11 protein-coding genes are annotated in these 16,836 nt (G+C 47.6%); 10 read left to right on the plus strand and 1 reads right to left on the minus strand.

Annotation, left to right across the window (positions count from 1 at the left end):
- Positions 1 to 9: 9 nt before the first annotated feature.
- The 3 genes from NFR55_RS05775 to NFR55_RS05785 all read left to right on the plus strand — a co-directional run bounded on the left by NFR55_RS05775 (position 10) and on the right by NFR55_RS05785 (position 7,372).
- A complete protein-coding gene (locus NFR55_RS05775) occupies positions 10 to 5,259 on the plus strand; it encodes a hypothetical protein (protein ID WP_251547225.1) in 5,250 nt (1,749 codons plus the stop codon).
- Between the two features lie 166 nt (positions 5,260 to 5,425).
- Positions 5,426 to 5,770: a hypothetical protein gene (locus tag NFR55_RS05780; RefSeq protein WP_251547227.1), complete on the plus strand. Its 345-nt coding sequence runs from the start codon at positions 5,426 to 5,428 to the stop codon at positions 5,768 to 5,770.
- A 24-nt stretch (positions 5,771 to 5,794) separates the two neighbouring features.
- Positions 5,795 to 7,372, plus strand: coding sequence for a MuF-C-terminal domain-containing protein (locus NFR55_RS05785; RefSeq protein WP_251547229.1), 1,578 nt, complete (start codon positions 5,795 to 5,797; stop codon positions 7,370 to 7,372).
- A gap of 220 nt (positions 7,373 to 7,592) precedes the next feature.
- On the opposite strand, the gene NFR55_RS05790 is transcribed toward NFR55_RS05785, so the two are convergent.
- Complete coding sequence (locus NFR55_RS05790; RefSeq protein ID WP_251547231.1) at positions 7,593 to 8,285, minus strand: hypothetical protein; 693 nt, start codon at positions 8,283 to 8,285, stop codon at positions 7,593 to 7,595.
- Between the two features lie 69 nt (positions 8,286 to 8,354).
- On the opposite strand from NFR55_RS05790, the gene NFR55_RS05795 reads away from it, so the two are divergent.
- From NFR55_RS05795 to NFR55_RS10515, 7 genes are all read left to right on the plus strand, one after another.
- Positions 8,355 to 10,265, plus strand: coding sequence for an Mbov_0396 family ICE element transmembrane protein (locus tag NFR55_RS05795; RefSeq protein WP_251547233.1), 1,911 nt, complete (start codon positions 8,355 to 8,357; stop codon positions 10,263 to 10,265).
- Between the two features lie 2 nt (positions 10,266 to 10,267).
- Positions 10,268 to 11,074: a helix-turn-helix domain-containing protein gene (locus tag NFR55_RS05800; RefSeq protein WP_275556913.1), complete on the plus strand. Its 807-nt coding sequence runs from the start codon at positions 10,268 to 10,270 to the stop codon at positions 11,072 to 11,074.
- 308 nt (positions 11,075 to 11,382) lie between these two features.
- Positions 11,383 to 14,106 (plus strand): VirB4 family type IV secretion system protein, encoded by a 2,724-nt coding sequence (locus NFR55_RS05805; protein ID WP_251547237.1) that lies wholly within the window; start codon positions 11,383 to 11,385, stop codon positions 14,104 to 14,106.
- Between the two features lie 219 nt (positions 14,107 to 14,325).
- Entirely contained in the window at positions 14,326 to 15,216 is an 891-nt protein-coding gene (locus NFR55_RS05810) for a site-specific integrase (RefSeq protein WP_251547239.1), read from the plus strand.
- A gap of 361 nt (positions 15,217 to 15,577) precedes the next feature.
- Positions 15,578 to 16,294: a single-stranded DNA-binding protein gene (gene ssb / locus NFR55_RS05815; protein ID WP_251547213.1), complete on the plus strand. Its 717-nt coding sequence runs from the start codon at positions 15,578 to 15,580 to the stop codon at positions 16,292 to 16,294.
- A gap of 6 nt (positions 16,295 to 16,300) precedes the next feature.
- Positions 16,301 to 16,489, plus strand: coding sequence for a hypothetical protein (locus NFR55_RS05820; RefSeq protein ID WP_251547215.1), 189 nt, complete (start codon positions 16,301 to 16,303; stop codon positions 16,487 to 16,489).
- Positions 16,486 to 16,617 carry a hypothetical protein gene (locus NFR55_RS10515; RefSeq protein WP_275556912.1) on the plus strand — a complete coding sequence of 44 codons (132 nt, stop codon included), beginning with the start codon at positions 16,486 to 16,488 and terminating at the stop codon, positions 16,615 to 16,617. The genes NFR55_RS05820 and NFR55_RS10515 overlap by 4 nt, the downstream gene beginning before the upstream one ends.
- Positions 16,618 to 16,836: the final 219 nt, after the last annotated feature.

The raw sequence follows: 16,836 nt of genomic DNA on the forward strand, positions 1-16,836 counted from the left end.
TCCTCGCTTGTGTTTTTAATACTTCCGACACAGCATGAATGTGTTTATGCCGCCGCGGCAAGCGCCACTACATACACGACAACGGACAAACTGTATATAAACATTCCCGACCATGACGTGAGCCATACCATGACTACGCTCGGCGGTTGGGTAAACGGACTCGGCTACCGCGAGGAGCAGGCAGTTAAAACTACTACTATGAAAGCACATTCATGGTACGATATTTATATAACTCGCTCGAACGGTTGGTACGTTCCGAAAAGCGACCAATCCTCTGACGGCAAGTTCTATTACAAAAGCGGCAACTATGACGCGACCGGTGCGCAGTTATTTCTTGAGATAAGAGATTTGCCCAAAGACAATACGTTAATGTCTTTTATTTGGAATGACACCGACCGCATTTTCCACCGCGAGGGAGCGCCGGGCAAAAGCGGTAGTGATAAACTTAGGCGCAGTACGTGTAGCGGGTTGGGAAATTATACTGCTATGTCATTTTATGCGCAACGTAGCGGCGGTTCTACGGTTAGAGCAAACATTACGGACAACGTGTCTTACAACGATAGTCAATGGAAACCCGAAAGCGGCGACGCAATAGGGGACACGTCATGGATGCTTGAGGGACCCGCCGATTTTTCGACGGGGTTCGGGATACAGCCCAAGCCAGGCACTTATCGTTTGGATAACATGACGTCGGGATTGAATAGCAGCACGTGGACTATTCATATTCAGTTTTTGCTCGGAGCGGTTTGTTTGCCGGGTAATTGGAGCCACGGCGTAGACCAAACGGCGCATTTCGTAATGCCAAACAGTTCGTATCGATACAGCAGAGATATAACAGTATCGTTTCGCACGGACTATGCGAAACCCGACGTCACACTTTCCGCAGAGTATTCGAAGACTAATATATCCGCAGAATGGGCTGACGCCTCGTACACATTTGCAACCTATACGCTTAACGGAGAAGACAAGGGCGAATACATACAAAAATCGCGCCTATCCGACGAGGGTAAATATATATTTACCGTAACGGACACGGGCGGCAATAAAACGCAGAAAACCGGTTGCGTCGATAAAACGGCGCCGAAGTTTTCAAGCGATTTCTATGACGCGTCGGGCAATCCGCTTGTTAAGTACACAAACGCAAGTTCATATACGCTCTCGTTCCCGACGGCAACGGCGAACGAAAGTCCGATTAACACGCAAGCTACGTACGTATATTCCTATTACGACAGTGCGGCAAAGCGCGTAGTTACAATGCCCGCCGAGTATTATAATCGCGGTGACAAACTTACGCAAGAGGGGCGGTACGTAATTACCGTCACCGACGCCGCGGGCAATAGCGGGTCTTGTACTGTCGTCATAGACCGTTCATTGCCGGTTTTCACAAGCACTCAATATTCAAAGACGGGCGTATATGCGAGTTATTCCGCGTCGGACGCAGAAAGTCCGATTAGCGCAACTTATACGCACACGACCGCGAGCGGTACGAGTAGCCCGCGCGCGTACAGTAGCGGAATGCGACTGACCGCCGAGGGCAAATATACGGTAACGGCAAGTGACGCGGCGGGCAACAGCGCAAGCGTTACGTTGTACGTAGATAATTCGGCGCCGGTATTATCTCGACCGTTCGAGTACGGAGCGGAGAGCGGCGCGGTAACGTTCTCGTATGCAGAGTGGGAGAGCGAGGTTACTGCAGTATATTCCTACGTAGGCGAAAGTGAGTCCAAAAGTAACGTTGAGTACGTGTCCGGCATGTTGCTCGAGGCTGACGGAGAGTATACAGTTACGGCTACTGATAAAGTCGGCAACACGTCGAACGTGCGATTTATTATAGACCGTAAAGCGCCGACGCTTACATTTGCCGACGGAACCACCGGCATGTCGCAGATAACGCGCGGGAGTTCGTTTGTGTCTTGGCGTACCGAACGCTACGAAAGCCCGGTTAGCGTCACATATTCGTTTATGTCTTTTGACGAGTCAAAAGTGCCGTCGGTAGAAAGCACCCCGTACACTTCGGGTAACGTATTTACCGCAGAGGGAACATACAGCTTTAATGCCGAAGACCGTGCCGGCAATTCCGCTCAAGCAACGGTTATAATCGATAATACGCCGCCGACGCTTACGTTCTCGTCTAACGGCTTGGCGTTCGAGCGGTATATCAACTCAACGTTTACGGCAACCGGCGCCGACGCATTGAGCGGAATTGCCGCTATCGAGCTATACGAGAACGGCAGCTATGTTCCTTACGATTTTGAACCGCGTGGCGCAAACGGAGCCTATTTGTTCCGCATAACGGATAGAGCCGGAAATTTTACAAGTGCCACCGCAACGGTTTACAAAACGGATACGTTCGGCAACATAACGTCGATACGCGATAGTTATAAGCTGAATGCGTGGTACGTAGTTACACTGCCGGCGCGCATTTTCACGACGGAAAACAAAGACGTCGCCGGGCGCTACAGCTTTGAGAGCTACGATAAAGCACTTGCGTTTGCCGTGGCGAACGAGTGGGAGTTCCGTGTGACGCCGGTGCAAGGCGGGTACATGTATATCGCGGCGAGCAATGAGAGCGTTGCGCAGAAATACGATACGGAAAGCGCCGTAAAAGCCGTAGTGGAGAAATACGCCAAAGGATATATATCCGCACGTCAGACGGCGAGCACCAACGGGAACGATAAATACTATATCGAACCCGAAAGTCTTACGCGCAATAGCCCCGCATTGCCCGATTATCTATTGGAGTTAAAGAGTATGCCGCGTTACTTTGTTCGCCCCGACATGTTATGGGCGTTGCCGAATATATCTTACATTTCGGAAATGCCGTATACTGTCACGGCAAAATATTTGGGGGACTACGCAGAGGAAACAACACAAAAAGAATTCGAGATACCTCGCGGTACCACACTGCAGAGCGCGAGCTTAGACTACAAGCAAGGGTACTACTTGATTACGGAGCGCGACGTCGCCGGCAATATCGAGCAGTATTTGATTTATTCGGACGCGGAGCTGCCTACGGCGCGCGTCACTGCGACTTTCGGCGACGGAGATAAAAGTTTTGTGCTCGATTACGGCTATACCCAAAATGAGACGCTCTATTTCTTGTCGCTTGCTTTTGAGGGGCTTTTGGATAACGCCGACGAGTACGTTACGTTGAAAATCGAAAAGGGCAGTACGGTTAGATACTTTACGCAGTCCGATATGCTGCCTATACTCGGCTCGGACGAATTTACGAGCGGCAAATATACTGTCACGGTGTTCGACCGTTCGCTCAACGCTCTTACGTTTGACGTGTTCATTGCCGGCAACGCGCCGACTATGACGCACGGCTCGCTTGCCGCAGATAAGACCGAGTGCAAAATATCGTTTGTTACGAGTGACCGCAACAATGTAATCACCGGCATTACGCTTTATAAAATCGAGTACGACGGTTCGCATACGGTGCTTGAGACCGACGGTGAGGGTACGCCGATTAGTGCGGCGACGCTAACGTACATTCTGAACGTTGGCGGTAAATACGGCGCGACCGTTACGGATAACTATCGCCGCATGATAGAACTGCCGCCCATATTCTTCTTGAAAGGCTTACCGAGCGGCAAGCTCGCGGGCGTGAGTGACGGCGGGCGCACCAATAAGAACGTGTCGTTTACGTTTGACAGCGGCGACGTTGCGGAGCTTTACATACTGTTGCCCGGCGGCGAACGTCAACCGTTCAACGGTTATACCATTCAGACCGGTTCGTCTATTACTACGTACAATATTACAGCTGACGAAACGACGTCGCATGAATATCTTGTGTTTTTACATAATGCGCAAGACTTGTCGCTTTTCGTGGAATACCGATTTGAAATCGATACGATATTACCCGAGTTCGAAATAACCGATAGCGACGGCAACGTCATACAGTCCGACGGCGCCACAAACAAATCGTTCTCGATTAAGTGGCAAGAAACCGGAGTGAGCGTGCGTTACTATACTGCACGCGGCGGTTCGCTCTCTGCTACCAAATATAACATGAACACTGTGCTGACTCAAGGAACGCTGTACTATTTTACGATAAAGGACGACGTGGGGAATACGCTCGAGTTCACCGTGTTGCTTGATAATTCGGTTGACTACACCTTGAGCGGAAAATACAACGACGTGAACGGCGTTTTGTATGCGAACACGCCCATTACCTTGACGGTAAACGAGCCTACGCAAAAGTTTGAGGTAGAAAACGAGGACGGCTTTACCGTGGAGAACGGTGGAACGCTTACGCAAGCGGGTAGGTACGATATAACCGTTACCGACAACTACCGTAATACGGTTGTCATCAGTATCGTTATCGATATTACGCCGCCCGTGTTATCGCTCGTTGGAGCCGAGAACGGCAGCGCGGTAAAGAGTGAGGTATCGATTTCGGCAAGCGATTACGACTATTTGTATCTTGCCGATAGCAAGGGAAATAAAATACGCGACGTCGCAAATGACGAGGTATTTGCAGCAGCGGGTATTTATTACATAACCGCAATGGACTATGCCGGGAACAGCGTAACGGTTACGTTCTCTATAGACCTTTCCGTAGATTACGCGTTGTCAGTGCCGAACGGAGCTGTAACGACGTCGAAAGTCACGCTCGATACCGACGAGCCGCTGACTGTTGTCGTTAAGCTCAACGGCGCCGAAATCGATACACAAACTAAGTTTACCGACCCCGGCGAATATGAGCTTACGCTCACCGACGTTCTCGGCAATACTGTTTCTTGTGTTTTTATAATCGTTCCGCAATACGCGCAAACGGTTTCGCAGCCGCTGCCGAGCGGTACGCGCATAGTAGGCTTGACCAAAGACGGAATGAGCGTAGCCGTTTCGGACTCGTCTGTAATAAACCTTACAGACACCGGAGTCTATGTTGTAAAGCTCGATTGCAGCGGCATACCGTATGAGCTTACGCTTTCGACGGACTGTGTGCCGCCGGTAGTTACTATCATAAAAGACGGCAATAAAATCAAAATCTCGGCTATAGACAAAGAGAACGTTAAAATGTTGCTACTCAAAGACGGCGTTGAGGTAAATTGCCGCGTTGGGCAAACGTTTGACGAACCCGGAAATTACGTGCTTACCGTTACCGACGAACTCGGCAACATAGCCGTCTACGAATTTACCGTACCGTTTAGGCTTAACTTGTGGGCGATTGTGATTATCATAGTCGGAGTCTTTGGCTTAGTGACAGTATCGGTGCTTATTATCCGCGCTCGCAGAAAGCCACGCATGAAATAAAGGAGTGATTTATGAATAGCACAAAGAAGAACAGCACACGACCGCCTTGAGACGTTCCCGTTTACGTAAGCAAAGTTTTTTGCTCGGAAATTTACGGGTTTTCAAAAAATATTCTGACACAGCGCGTCTGAATGACTTTCTAAAAATAAAATCAAGGAGTAAAAATATGAACACTTTTATCTCGTCGATTATGACGTTACTTGCAGCCGACGGCGCGGACTTTACCGACTTGTCGGATACTATAGTTGAACTGATAAATTCCATGTGGGTGCCCTGCGTTGCAATAGCAAGCGCACTTGCCGTAGCATGGGGAATATATCTCGGTATCAAATATTGGCTCGCTGCCGGCGACGAGCAGAAAAAGCGCAGCGCCAAAAGCTCGCTCATATCGTTCGGAGTGGGAATAATAATTATCTTTGTTGTGGCTGTAGGCGCTCCGCTCGGCATAGGCGCTTTAAGCGAGTGGGTGAGTGCAAACAATTCGGTTACGGTACTTGCCATATTGCAGTAGCCTGTTAGGATAAAGGAGCAATTTATGCAAGGTACTTTCAAAGAACGAGTTGCGCAAGTTGTATCGGGCGAATATAAGGACTTCGATACGGTACCTGTATGCGTTACGCCACAGCTTATACGAGATATAGGCTTTTCCGACGGTGAAATTGTAATGACGCAAAAGCATATCCGCAACTGTTTGGCTCAAGAGGAAACGGCTACGGATAAAGAACACCACCATAATCTCCCGATAGATTTTATGGATAGTTTGCCGCAGTACATAGAAAGTCCGGCAATGGTGCTTTCGTCGCTTACGCAGAAAGATAGTATTGTACTCGTTACTGATTGTAAGGACAAAAAAGACCGCCCGATTATAGTTGCATTGAAAAACAACGGCATAGGGCGGTCGAACGGTAGGCTAATTTCATGCAATGTTCTCACAAGTACATATGGCAAGGATAGCTTTGAGAGTTTTATCAATAATTCGATTAAACAAAATGGGGTACTGTATTATGACAATAAAAAAAGCCGCAACTTGGTAGTGTCGGCGGGGTTCCAATTACCCCGTGTTCTTGCCAAGTACGACTCTAATATTATTATACGCCGTTTTGATGAGATTGTCAACCCCTTATCTGAAAATAATTTGGATTTTTCGCCCGACGGTTATGGTACGACGCTTGAACGTCCGGACGGTAAGCCGTTTGCTTACGCCGATTCGGACGGGCGGCAAAAGACCTATGAGTATAGCAAGGCAGAGGACGGCAAGGAGTATTTGAGCAAAACTACGGCGACGTTCAGCGACGGGCGCAGCGAGATAACCGATTACGGCGAGAACGGCGCCGTTCTCGGTATCGAGCGCAAAGACGCCGAGGGCAGAACGACGTACAAGTATTCGTCGGACGGAATCGGCTATCATGCCCACGAGGTGAGCTACGAATACTACGACGGTTTAAGCGAGTATTGGGACAAGTACGCCGACCGTTCCGAAGAACTCTACAAGAGTGTTCATGAAAAAACACGCGATAAAGTAGAGGAGCGCGGATACTATCACGATACCGCAAAAGAGGGTTGGCGCGAGTCCGACGAGCGCGGCAATATCACCTTGAGCAGATACAACGTTTACGGCGTGAACGACGCGGTGCAGTACACGTCTGAAATCCGCTACGGCTATGACCGCTACAACAATACGGTTTCCGAGATAGACAGTGACGGTGGGGTATATAAAACCGAATACTATTCTCCGAGCGAGGTGCGTGACTACTTCTGCTATGATAGCGAGGACTACGAGGCGGGTGCCCGCGATTATGACAGCGTGAAATCAAAGGTATCTCGGTACCCGGACGGACGCATAAGCGTCAAGTCGTACTCGCTCGACGGTAAGGAGACGCAGCTCGATTATTCGGCAGACGGCAATATAGAGCATTACAGAGATACCGCCGGTAATTCGCATTATGGCTTTTCCGCTCAAGCGGCGTATGTTAAGAGTGCGGTCGGCGCGCCGCCAACGTTTGCCGAGGTTGCCGCCGCGTCCAAAGCCGCTCGACCGACTACTTTGATAAACAACACAAAAAAGAATGACGGTAAGCCGACAGGGAACGGAACGGGGAGCCGAGGGAGATAGTCTATGAAACCAAAGTGTATGGAGTGCAGATATTACATACCGAGCGCGCGGACGTTTTATAACAAGCCTACAGGGTTTTGCGGCAATATACGTGTAAACAAACAGTGCCGCGGATTAAGCCCCGCTTGCAACTGTTTTGAGCAGCCACTGTCCCGAAATGTTCCTCGAGCGCAAAGGTAATTAAAAAGCCCGGCGCTTAGGTCGGGCTGAAAGGGTAAGGTTATAAAAAAGTTGCTATTTTTGAACCTGTTTGATTATATGCAATGTTGGGTTCAGTGTCAAAAATGTACCAATTGGACATTGCCGTATAAGTAAATTTGAAGACATAATAATGACCTTTTTTGTTGTTTGTGCCCTCGTCTATCAAAAAAAATGTGTCTGTGTAAGCATTTCCCGAATTTCCTACGTGCAAAAAAGTTCCGTCCGAATTAAATTTATAGGTTTTAGACGAATTTGCGCTTTTCCATGAACCTACAATAATTCTTTCGGAGCTATGTAATACTCTTGTGGTGCTTATTCTGGTATAAGTTGCAGTGCGCCCTACATAAAGCGAATTACTATTAAAGTCGTAATATCTCAAAATTGTATTACTATCAAGAACAATTTCGTAATAATGACCGAAAATGCTGTCAATGCCGTCGTTGCCTTGTTTGAATATACCGGTTGAATTGTTGCCTGTATATGTACCGTCAAGGTGAAATGAGTAACTTAAATTTTTGCTACTGTCATAGTGCTTATATTCGCCGATAATTCGGTCTTCGATTTCGGTTAAAACTCTACCGCTACTACCATTGTTTTCGTTATTCTCATTACTATCGGAGTAATCGTCCGTACATGCGGCAAAGGCAAAAACGGATAATAACAGTGAGAGTATTAAAACAAAAGATGAAAACCCTAAACTCTTCTTTTTCATACAAATTCTTCCTTTTTGTGTTTTTATATATTTTATCATTACGTAAAAAAATTGTCAAGGAGTAAAATTATGCTTATTTGGCTGAAAGAAATTTTAATGCAAGGGCTTATTTGGCTACTCGGTTTTATAGACAGCATTTTTGTCGTATTCCGAAGTGTAGCGGGACTCGACAGCGTAACTACCGAAAACGGCGAGCAGACTTTAAGCTCGTACTTTCTGAACCTTAACGGGGTGCAGTGGGCGTTTTGGGTAATTTTCATTGCGTCAATCGGTATTTGCGCCGTTTGTACCGTTGTTGCCGTTGTAAAGAACGCTATAAATGCGCGCAGCGGAGAAACCAAAAGTCACGTGCGCACGCTCGGACAGTCAATGAGTACGTTGTTGGTATCGCTGTTTATGGCAATGTTGCTGATTGTCGGCGTAGCTTGTGCCGACGGTTTGCTTAGTGCGATAGACAAAGGTATAAATCACGGAGAGCAAACGTTTATGTCGCATGAGATAATAAATATCTCCGTAGGCGACGGCTTTTTGTATGACGTAAACGACGTTCAAGGACTTAACGAGCGAGATGAAGATGGAAATTACACATTTGTTTCGTATTTATACCGTTTTGAGGTTGAAGACCCTACAAGCGGACAGCTTCTGCCGAAGCGGTATGACGACGGCACCGGACGTATAATTTTTCTTGATGACAAAGGAAATAGATTGCGTCCCGAAGATACATATACGGAAATTGAAGATGAGAACGGCAATAAGACGTGGAAAATTACCGAAAAGAATTTGGAAAAGCTGACGCCTTTACGAACATACAACGGTTGGCGTCCTAAAGATATTTTCGGTGCGATGAACGGAGATACCGACGGTGACGTTTACTATTCAAAAAACGATTTGCGGGACAATTTTTGGGACGAAGACGTAGAGCATATTTTGGGTGATGACAAGTGGATGGTAGTTCCGTTACCTTACGGTTGGAAAAACGACGGACTTGTAGACCCGGAGGCTTTTAACTTTTTGGTTGCATATATTTGCGCCGTCGTTCTGATGATAGCACTCATCAGCGCGACGTTCGGACTCGTAAAGCGGCTTTTCGATATTGTGCTACTGTTTATCGCACTGCCGGGTATTGCCGCAACTATACCGCTTGACGACGGAGCCAAGTTTAAGCTATGGCGTGAAACCGTAATTAGCAAGGTGTTTCTCGCGTTCGGCACGGTCTTAGCTGTAAACGTATTCACTATCGTAGCGCCGAGTTTGTGGGGAGTTTCTCTCGGAACGAGCGAGAACAGCTTTGCAAATTCGATTTTGCGACTCGTTCTGATATGCGGCGGCGCACTCACTATAAGCGGCGGGCAGTTGCTATTTGCCCGATTGCTCGGTACGAGCGCAGAGGAGAGCCGCGAAATGGCGCAGAGCGCACGTACGCTTATGGGCGGAGCTATGACGGCATGGGGCGGAGCCAAGGCAGCGGGACGTCTTGCTTTCGGATACCGTAATGCAAACGGGCAACGAATGGGCGGATTGCTCAAGGGCAGTGCAAACGCGCTCGGCGCCTTAGGTGGCGGAACGGTAAATGCGGCAGGTTCAATTATTGGCGGACAAGCGTATCGAAGTAGCCGTTTTGCAAGCGGAGTTGCTGCAACTCAACGCGCTCTCAAAGGTTTTGGAAGTAGTGCGGGGTGGATAGGTAAAGACCACGTGACGGGAGAAAATACTCTCGGCGGCTCAATCGGCTCCGGCATGGGTAAATTCGGCAATAAGTTGTCGGGCAGTATCGGCGCACAAAAAACAGGTTTAGACAAAGGGCTTTTGGGCGGAGTTCATAAGCTCGGGCAATCCGTAAGGAGCAAAGCAAGCATGGAATACGGTACGCAATTAGATAAAGAGAACCATGCGAAACAACGCGCGGGCGACATTGCCGCCGCTTTCGGCGTAAGCCCATATGCCGTTAAGCACGTTAAAAATAAAAAGAGCAAGGAGTAAACATGTACGATACCGCTAATTTTTTCGCTATCTTACCCGCAGCGGTCAGATACAATGCAAAGCTCACACCGCGAGCCGTGTTGCTTTATGCAGCATTGACGTCGCTTGCCCAATCGGACGGCGAGGCTTATGCGTCGAATGATTATTTAATGCGTGTACTCGATATTTCGGAGCGCACTGTCGTTCGATTGCTGCGCGAGCTTGAGGCGGAGAAATTTATATCCATACGTTATGAATACGTAGGGAGTACGCGTGAGATTGCGCGGCGACTTATACGAATAAGTCCGCTTGCGCCGTTACTCGACTTACATAAAACGCAAGCTCTCTATGCCGTAATACCGTCTCATATTTTGTGCAATACGACGTTATCGGTTCAAGCCAAAATTCTATATGCGGAAATATCCGCGGCGACGCCGACGGACGGTTTCTGTTCGCAATCGGCGGCGTTTTTTGCAGAACTGCTCAATGCGTCGGAACCTACCGTGCGACGTTGGATAAAAGAACTGCAAGACGCGGACGCTGTGCGCGTCGAAATGGAGTATAGGGGAGATACCCGAGAAATACGCCGCAGACGGATTTATTTGACGGCGGCTGCCGAAATCGCCGAGAAACGGGCAGAAATGTGCCGCAACGACTCGGAGCCGAGTTGTTCGGACAGTCCTTTGATTTTCCATGACGAGGCGGAGAGCGCCGATTGCGGGCGAAATCGAGGTGTGCTCATTTTTGACACCACCTCTGATGAGCCGCAAAAAATCGTCGGAAAACGTTGGGAAAATTGTCGAAAACCGCTTGAGCGGCTGCGACTATAATTTTTTTACCTACGTATGCTCATTTTTGTCACCACGTATGCTCATTTTTGTCACCCATATATAAAATAAATTATATAACGAGGGAATAACACAAAAAGGGAGTATGTATACAAATACTAAACTTGTAACGTGTCGATAGAAACAAGTGTGCGCGTTCCACGTTCTTCCTTGTGTTCTTAATACGGCGTAGCCGTAAAAAACCGAGCTGTAGTTGCTCTTAAGCTGTACATATCGGCGGCGCGCGCGGCTGTTTACCCCCCCCACACTTTTTTGTGTTCTTAAAATTCGTTCAAAAGGAAATTTCGATTATGCGTTTAATACCCAAAAAGTCTAAGATGAACTCGACGATATGGAAGACGTTTACGTTGCTCGATTTCATTCTCATGTTCTTGTTACTCGTGCTTGCGTTGGTGCTCGCCATGTCGAACATACCCGGTAAGTGGTATATCTTGCTTTGTTACGTTCCGGTGTGCGCCTTGTTGTTTGTTCCCGACGGCGACGGTGGGAGAGCTTACTCCGAACTCGGGCATATCGTCAAGTACATATTTTCCCGTAAATACTTCCATGACGGCGCGCGTTCGGCGTCAAAGAACATTTCGGCGCTTTTGCCGGAGTTTACAATCCGTGAGGACGGCTTGCTTGATTACGGCGAGTATGTCGGCGGCGTTCTCGAGGTTGACAGTATCGAGTTCGCTCTCAAATCGGAGTGGCAGCAAAACGAGGCAATAACCGCGTTCTCGGCGGTGTTCAATTCCTTATCGCTCGGTGAGAGCGCTCAAATCGTCAAGGTTGACCGTCCAATAAACTTTGACGATATTTCGGCTTTGACGTTCGCCAAGCTCCGCGTTGCCGAGAAGACTTCCGAGGACAAGGCAAAGCGCCTCGTGCTGCGCTCTCGGCTTAAGCAGCTTGATGAGATAAATAACGTGCAAAAGCAATATCGCCCGTATTATTATCTTGTGTTTTTCTCTGCCAACGTTCAGACGCTCGGCGCTTTGCTCGATACTGCGCAGCATGCGCTCGGCACTTGCGGGTTGAAGACGTCGCAGCTCGACGGCAAGCAAGCCGCAGTATTTTTCAAGTATTGCTATACGAGAGATTTTGACGAGCGCGACATTGACACGGTACCACCCGAGAAATATCTTGAGTACATTCGTCCGCACGATATTCGTTTCCGTTTGGCAGACTACACGACCGACGGAAAGTATGCGTTTACCTACGCGATTTCGGATTATCCGTTGTCTGTCGGTAACGCATGGGGTGCAGATATTTTCAATATCGACAACACGCGAGTTGTGATGAACATACGCCCGGTTGACCGTGAGAAAGCAGTCAAGCGCATTGACCGCACCATTGTTGAGATAGGCACGAGAGCAAGCGGCAACAAGGCGTCGGAGATGATAGCTCAAGACACTCACCTTTCGACAATGGGCGCTTTGCTGCAGAGTCTGCAGAACGAGAACGAGGGGCTATTTGATTGCACGTTGACGATTACCGGTTACAACAATACCGGGGAGAGCAATGCTGCGTTTAGAAAGCGTGTTCGACAGCGCATAATCACGTCAGGCTTTAAGGTGTCCATGCTCCGCGCGCGGCAGCTTGACGGATTTATTTCGGGGAGTATTACCGCGCGCGAGTCGCTCAAGAACTTTATGCGCGGCATAAACAGCGAAAGCCTTGCTGCAGTCTTTCCGTTCGTGTTCACTTCGATAATCGAGCCGCAAGGTATGACGCTTGGGGAAAGTAACGGCTATCCGTTCATTTTCGACCCGTTCAAGTGGGAGTACAGCGGCGGCGAGTTCGTAAACGCGAATATGTTTATTGCCGGCACGAGTGGCAGCGGCAAAAGTTATTTTGCAAAGAGCTTATTGTCGCAGCTCTACTCGGAGAATGCCGTTATTTATGTACTCGACCCCGAAAACGAGTACAAGCATTTGTGCCGTAACGTAGGCGGCACGTTCATAGACGTCGGCTCGGCTACGACCGGAAGAATAAATCCGTTCCACATTTACCAAACGCTTACCGATGACGGAGAGCCGGCACCGCCGCAAGCAACGTTTTCGGCGCACTTGCAGTATCTTGAAAACTTTTTTGCGGTGACGTTGCCCGGCATAAATCCGGATACGCTCGAAGAAATCAACAATCTGATAGTCAAGTGCTATAAGCAAAAGGGCATAACTCAAGACACCGATTGTTTATATTTCAAGCCCGAGCAGTATCCGATATTTGATGACCTCTACGAGCTTGTTAAGAGTGAACTCACAAAAGAAAAATCCGGAGTTCGGTTCGGCAATTTGCAGCGCGCCGAAGTCTATCTCGCTAAGTTCGCGTCGGGTGGACGTTTCGCCAATCTTTGGAACGGGGCGAGTACGCTTGACGCTGCCGACAAGTTTACGGTGTTCAATTTTCAGTCATTATTTGAGGCGAAAAATAAGGTTACGAGCAACGGTCAAATGCTTACCGTGTTGCGCTTTTTGGAGCAGCAAATCATAAATTTGCGCGAGAAAAATGCGACGCTCGACCGCTCCGAACGGTTGCGCCCCATAGTCGTTATCGATGAGGGATACATGTATATCGACGCAAATAATCCGTGCGCGCTTGACTTCATTTATCAATGGTACAAGCGTATTCGTAAGTACAGCGGCAGCATGATTTTCCTTACTCAAAATCTTGCCGACATAGTGGGGAACATGGAAATCATACAAAAAACCTCGGCGATAATCAACAACACGCAGTACAGTTTTATCATGACTTTGCAAGGTAAAGACATCGAAGTTTTGCAAGATATTTTCGCGTCGCGCAATTTAACCGTAGCTGAAATCGAGGAAATCCAACGCACAAATAAGCCCAAGGGGACAGCGTTTTTTATGGGCAGTTCGGCGCAGCGAGCTATGCTGCACGTAGTCACTGCGGACGAGGTAGAGAGCATGTTTTCGGGACAAATTGACCTTGATACCGTATTTCCGGATACGGTACCGAACGAGGACGTTCCCGCCGTTGATGAGGCGGAAAGCGGCTCCGATAACCCGTAAAAATATGCTCATAAAGCAAGGGTAAATGCCATTGAGTAAGTAGTCGTTGGTGCCGATAAGCTCGCGTAGGCGCGATTTTACGACGAAATAAGAGCATTTTCAGAGAGGGTACACCACATGTGTACTCTCTTTTCATTGCAAATCTTGAAATTTTTTTGACTTTTTGTTATAATGAAAGTTCTCTTTTTTAAGGGGCAACAGCACAAAGGAGATTGCATTATGACGATAATGGAAATGCTCAAAAACATTTCGGACAAGTTGGATTTGGTTGTTGGTATTTTAAGCAATTTGCAGCCACAATCGCAAGATAGCGAGCGGACAATTTTTGAGGATTTTGCTCGATACTACTTTGATAAATTTCGTTGGCGCAAAGTTTCGCCGGAAACAAAGGTCAGAGATTTGCGCCGCTACAATAGACATATTGCGCCGGCATTCGGAACGCTGCAGATTGATAGAATAACGCCGCAACATTGTCAACGGCTGATAGATAATTTGTCGGAAAAACCGAAGACAGCACATGAGATTTTATCACTGTTGAACGTTATATTTAAGGCGGCGATAAAGCATAAACTTGTCGGTGATAATCCTTGCGATATGATATACATTTCCGAGTATGAACAGCAGCACGGTAGGGCATTGACCAAAGACGAGGAGTGCCGGTTGCTTGCGGCGACAAGTGGCACTCGGTATCAAAAAATGTTTGCGGTTATACTGTACACCGGGTTGAGACCGAACGAATACAAAACGGTAGAGTTTGACGGTGCATTTATAGTTGCCAAGAACAGCAAACAAAAAGACGGAAAAGAACACAAAAAGAAAATTCCTATAACACCTATGCTCGCGCCGTATCTTGCTGATATGAGTAATGATGAGTTGCGCAATTTCAAATTTCATCACGTAAACCGATTGCGTGATAAATTCAAATTGGTTTTGCCGGAGCATAAGTTGTACGATATGCGCACAACATTTTATACCCGCTGTCAAGAATGTGGGGTAAGTGATATTGCGCGAAACCTTTTTGTCGGACACTCTTTGGGCGGGCTTGCCGATACATATAGTGACATTTCAGATGAGTATTTGATTAGCGAGGCGCGAAAGATAGTTTATTAGTTGCTCAAAAATTCCAAAACAAAACTATTGACAATGCGTTTTTTTTGTGTTATTATACTTACGTTATCAATGAGCCTGCATTTATTGAGTAACAAAGTAGATTTATCAATTAGAGATAGTGGGTAAGAGCACCGCGATTGTGCGCGGGTTCAAATCCCGCCTTCTCCGCCAACGCTCCAAAGCATGTTGTATACGAACAACGATTTTGGACGTCAACAGATAAATCCCAGATAGAATGCAGGCTATCTGGGTTTTTTCTTTATAAGGAAAATTAGCAGCTCATTGGTAACAGCAATACCAATGGGCTTTTTTCATTTGAGAAAAGCCCCTATGCGAAAATAAACTCATAGGGAGAGCAAATATGAACAACAGTAGCAATGTAGTTATCGTAGGCAAGATAACGAAACCGCTTGAGGTAAAAGAGGTTTCTACAGCCAACGGAAACAAGAAAGTCGGCAATATGACTGTCAGTGCAGTTAAGCAAGTAAAGCAACCCGACGGTGGGGTTCTCATGGTGCCGACGTTCTATGAAGTCAGCACATGGAGTGCAGCGCAGCAAGAAAACTTGTCTAAGCTCAAGAACGGCGAGACGGTACTTGTGCAAGGACAATTAGAGGCGAAAAAGTACGAGCGTAACTCTGATAGCGGTGTGGCTTTGACTATCGCTAATGCCGACGTTCATGCGTTGGGCAGTCAAAACACAAGCGTGCAATCGATTGTCGCGGTAGGCAGAGTTACTCAAGATATTGAACTCGAGGAAACAAAGTCCGGGCATAAAGTAGCGAGAATTCCTCTTGCGCTCAATCACGGCAATGAAAAAACGTCATACGTAGACGTGGAAGTTTGGGACAAGTACGCCGAGTCTATATCGTCGGCTATCGGCAAAGGCAGCTTGCTTACCGTAAAAGGCGAACTCGATTTGAATACTTACCAAAAAAACGACGGGGGTAAATGTGCCAAGCTACGCATAGTAAATGCCGAAATCGGCTTTATGGATAAGTTCGCCAAAGCGGGCAAGGCGGCAACGTCCGAACAAGCTGCCGGAAACGGTAAGACGACCGGCAATGCGGGGCGATAATCGATTATGGACGAAAATTTCAAATCGATTGCAGCCAAGCACGGACTTACACTGGAACGGTTGGATAAGGTGAGCGCGGAGCTGTACAGCATACTTGTTGCATACGAGCCGCGCGAGTTGCAAGCAATGACCGAACTTATACAAAGCGGAATTTCGCCGCGTTCAAATCAACGCGACAAAGGAGCGACGAGATGAAGAACACAAAAAAAGAAAATGAGACCAACCAAACTACTCTTGACGGGCAAATATCGCTCGACGACGTTCTCGGCAACGTTGATGACGGTACGTATGGGAAACCGTCTGATGACTTTGAGGTGCAGTGATGAGGTTCAATCAAAGAAAGCGCAATGGACAGTTTGGCAGAATGTCACTTGTTGAGCTTGGCTTGTTGAGAGTCAATCAAATTGCTTGTAAACCAATGGTATGTGGTAAATGTGGTTATGAATGGATTCCTATTCTAATTACCGGTAAATGCCCTAACTGTGGAAATCAAGAGGGACATACGCCCAAAGCAGAGAGATAGTAGTCTATTTTAGAGAGGT

The organism is Pumilibacter intestinalis, from assembly GCF_943193005.1.
Classification (GTDB): Bacteria; Bacillota; Clostridia; order Christensenellales; family Pumilibacteraceae; genus Pumilibacter; species Pumilibacter intestinalis.